This window comes from Nocardia thraciensis (assembly GCF_054782435.1).
In genome coordinates, this window is record NZ_BAAGSM010000047.1 from 1 (window position 1) to 3417 (window position 3417).

At 70.9% G+C, this 3417-nt stretch carries 2 protein-coding genes; both read left to right on the plus strand.

The features are described from left to right. Nucleotides 1–13 precede the first annotated feature (13 nt). A complete protein-coding gene (locus ACYVLQ_RS29245; RefSeq protein ID WP_460700764.1) occupies nucleotides 14–3241 on the plus strand; it encodes a type I polyketide synthase in 3228 nt (1075 codons plus the stop codon). Nucleotides 3242–3252: 11 nt separating this feature from the next. Beyond that, the coding region (locus tag ACYVLQ_RS29250; RefSeq protein WP_460700765.1) for a polyketide synthase docking domain-containing protein at nucleotides 3253–3417 on the plus strand (165 nt) is incomplete at its 3' end.

The window sequence follows — 3417 nt, forward strand, 5'->3', positions numbered from 1 at the left end:
TTTTCACTCGGGCATGATGGAACCGATCCTGGACGAATTCGCCGCGGTCGTCGCCGAAATACCGTTGCACGCCGCGCACATTCCGATCGCCTCGAATCTGACCGGGACCGTCGAAACCGAGGTCTTCGCCGATCCAGGATATTGGGTCCGGCACCTGCGCGAGAAAGTCCGCTTCGCCGACGGAATCGCCGCGGCCCGCGCCGTGGGCGGCGCACAGTTCGTCGAAGTGGGGCCGGACGCGGCACTCACACCCATGATTTCGCGCATCGTGGGCGAAGAGGCGGCGGTGATCCCGACACAGCGGCGCGGCCGGAACCAGGTGACCGGAGTCGTCCGCGGACTCGCCGAGGCACACTGCCATGGGGTGCGGGTGGAGTGGGAGAAGTTCTACGCCGGAACGGGCGCCCGGGCGATCGACCTGCCCACCTATGCCTTTCAGCGCCAACGATATTGGCCCACCCCGGCGACCGCGGTCGGCGCCGATGCCCGCGGTATGGGACTGGACCGTGTCGACCACCCGTGGCTGTCGGCGGCGGTACGGGTGGCCGATACCGGTGAGACGCTGGTAACGGGCCGACTGTCGATCGCGGCACAGCCGTGGCTCACCGACCATGTGGTCCTCGGGTCGGTGCTGTTGCCCGGCACGGGGCTGGTCGAATTGGCCGGTGCCGCAGGAAATCTGGTCGGCTGCCTGGACGTGTCGGAGCTGGCGCTGGAGGCGCCGCTCGTCTTCGATCCCGACGTCGCGGTCACCGTGCAGGTACGCGTGGCCGTCCCGGACGCGGCAGGCAACCGCCCGGTGACCGTGTACTCGCGCCCGGACGGCGAGTTCGCCGAGGACGCGGGGTGGATCCGACACGCGGAGGGAGTGCTGAGCGCGGCCGCCAAACCGAACAGTGCGGACGCGCCCGAAATGTGGCCTCCGGCAGGCGCGGTCGAGATATCGGTCGATGGTTTGTACGAGGACCTCGCGGCGATGGGGTTCGAGTACGGGGAAGGATTCCGGGGGGTGCGGTCGGTGTGGCGGGCCGGTGACGAACTCTGCTGTGAGATCGAGCTGCCCGAGCGCGCCCATGGCCGCGGCTACGGTGTCCATCCGGCGATCTTCGACGCGGCCTTTCACGCGGCGATCGCACCGGGTGCCCGATCGAACTCGGCCACCAATGTGTTGCTGCCGTTCGTCTTTCGCGGCGTGCGCACGTTCCGCCGAGATGCCGGACGGGTTCGGGTTCGCCTACGCGTATCCGACGGCGGAGTGGAGCAGCTCACGGCGTGGGACGACACGGGCGGGGTGGTGTGGTCGATGGACCGGCTGGAGGTGCGACCGGCGGACGCGGCCGCGCTGCGCTCCGGCGGCGCCGCCGACCTCCTGCTCACACCCATCTGGCAGCCTCTTGCGCCCGCGGAGGCCGCCGCGGGCACTCTGAAGGTCACCGTGCTGGGTGCGGTACCCGCCGACCGGCTCGCGGGACTCGAGATCGATGGCCGCTACGCCGAGCTCACCGACCTGCGCGCCGGGGTAGCCGAATCCGGTTCGCCGTGGCCGTCACTCGTCGTCTGCGCGGCGCCGGAGCCTACGACCGAGGGTGGACCCGCCGCCGTCCGCGCCGCCGTCGCCGAACTACTGCACCTACTCCAGGCATGGTTCGCCGCGCCCGGCACCGCGGCGGCGCGGCTGATCGTCCTCACCCGCAACGCGTTCGGAATCGGGGACGGCGGTTCGGGAACCCGGGCCGGGGCGGCGCTGTCGGGTCTGCTGCGCAGCGCCCAAGCCGAATATCCGGGCAGGGTGACCAGCGTGGACCTGGACGATCAGGCTGCCCCGGAGTGGCCGGCGCTGTTGTCGCTGCCCGAGCCGCGCCTGGCCGTCCGGGGTCGGGCGATCTTCGCCGAACGTCTCACCAGAGCGGAAACATCGAGCGGCCCGGTGGAATTCGGTGACGGCGCCGTGCTGATAACCGGCGGAACCGGCGGTCTCGGCGCGGTGCTGGCCCGACATCTGGTCACGGCATACGGTGTCCGGCGGCTGGTGCTGGCGTCCAGGCGGGGACCGGCCGCCGAGGGTCTGAGTGGGCTGCGCGACGAGCTCGAAACGTCCGGCGCCACCGTCGATGTGGTCGCCGCGGACGTCTCCGACCGCGCCGTCGTCCATGGTCTGATCGACTCGATACCGCGGCTCACGGCCGTCGTCCATGCCGCGGGAGTGCTGGCCGACGGCACGATCGAAACGCTGAGCACCGAACAGCTCGACCGCGTGATGCGCCCCAAGGTGGACGCCGCCTGGTACCTGGACGAGGCCACCCGCGACCGGGACCTGTCGGCGTTCGTACTGTTCTCCTCGGCGGCGCCGCTCCTGGGCGGCGCCGGGCAGGGCAACTACGCCGCCGCGAACGCGGTACTCGATGAGCTGGCGCGCGCCCGGCGCGCGCTCGGCCTGCCCGGTACCTCGCTGGCCTGGGGGCTGTGGGATCCCACCGCGGGTATGGCCAGTGCGGCCGAACCGGCCGAATTCGCGCGGCTGGCCCGGGTGATCAGAGACCGGCTCGGTCTGCATCCGCTCACGGTGCCCGAGGGGTTGGCGCTGTTCGATGCCGCCATGGCCGCGGGCGCACCGGTCGTGGCACCGGTGCAGCTGGATCTGCCGGGGCTGCGAGCCGCCGCGCGCGTCGGTCGGCTGCATCCCATGCTGCGCGGCCTCATCGGCGGCGCCCCGACCGGCGCGCCCCAGGCGTCGCTGGCGGACGACTTGGCCGGACTCACCGAACGCCAACGGGAGATCCATGTGCTGGAGCTGGTTCGGGCGCGCACCGCCGCGGCGCTCGGGCACACCGGTCCCGACGCGGTCGAACCTGACTTGCCGTTCCAGGACCTGGGATTCGATTCGCTCGCCGGTATCGAGCTGCGCAATGGAATCGCGCAGGCGACCGGGATCACGCTACCGGTCACGGTGGCCTTCGACCATCCGACACCGGCCGCGGTCGCCCGGTACCTGCTGGATCAGGTGGCGCCGCCGCCGACCGAGGAGATGACCGACGACGACCTGCGCGCGGCACTGCGCACCGCCCCGCTCGAGGAACTGCGCCGGGCGGGCATCGTCGAACTCCTCGCCGGGTTGTCCGGTGGCGACAACGCTGAACCGGCGGCGGACGCCGCGCCCGCGGACCTGAACGCGATCGCCGATATGGATGCCGGACAACTGATCGAATTCGCCTCGCGCTACGAGTCGGAGGCCCAATCATGAGCCGGGAACCGATGACCGAATCACAGCATCAGATCGTCGACGCCCTCCGGAAGTCGATTACCGAGGCCGAACGGCTGCGCACGGAGAATCGCAAACTCGTCGCGGCTCGGTCCGAGCCGATCGCGGTGGTGGGTGTGGGTTGTCGTTTTCCGGGTGGTGTGGTGTCGCGGGGTGGG

What these genes read in the sequence shown, in the direction of transcription:
- ACYVLQ_RS29245 (WP_460700764.1), top strand. Translation starts at nt 14, where the DNA reads ATGATGGAACCGATCCTGGACGAATTCGCCGCGGTCGTCGCCGAAATA.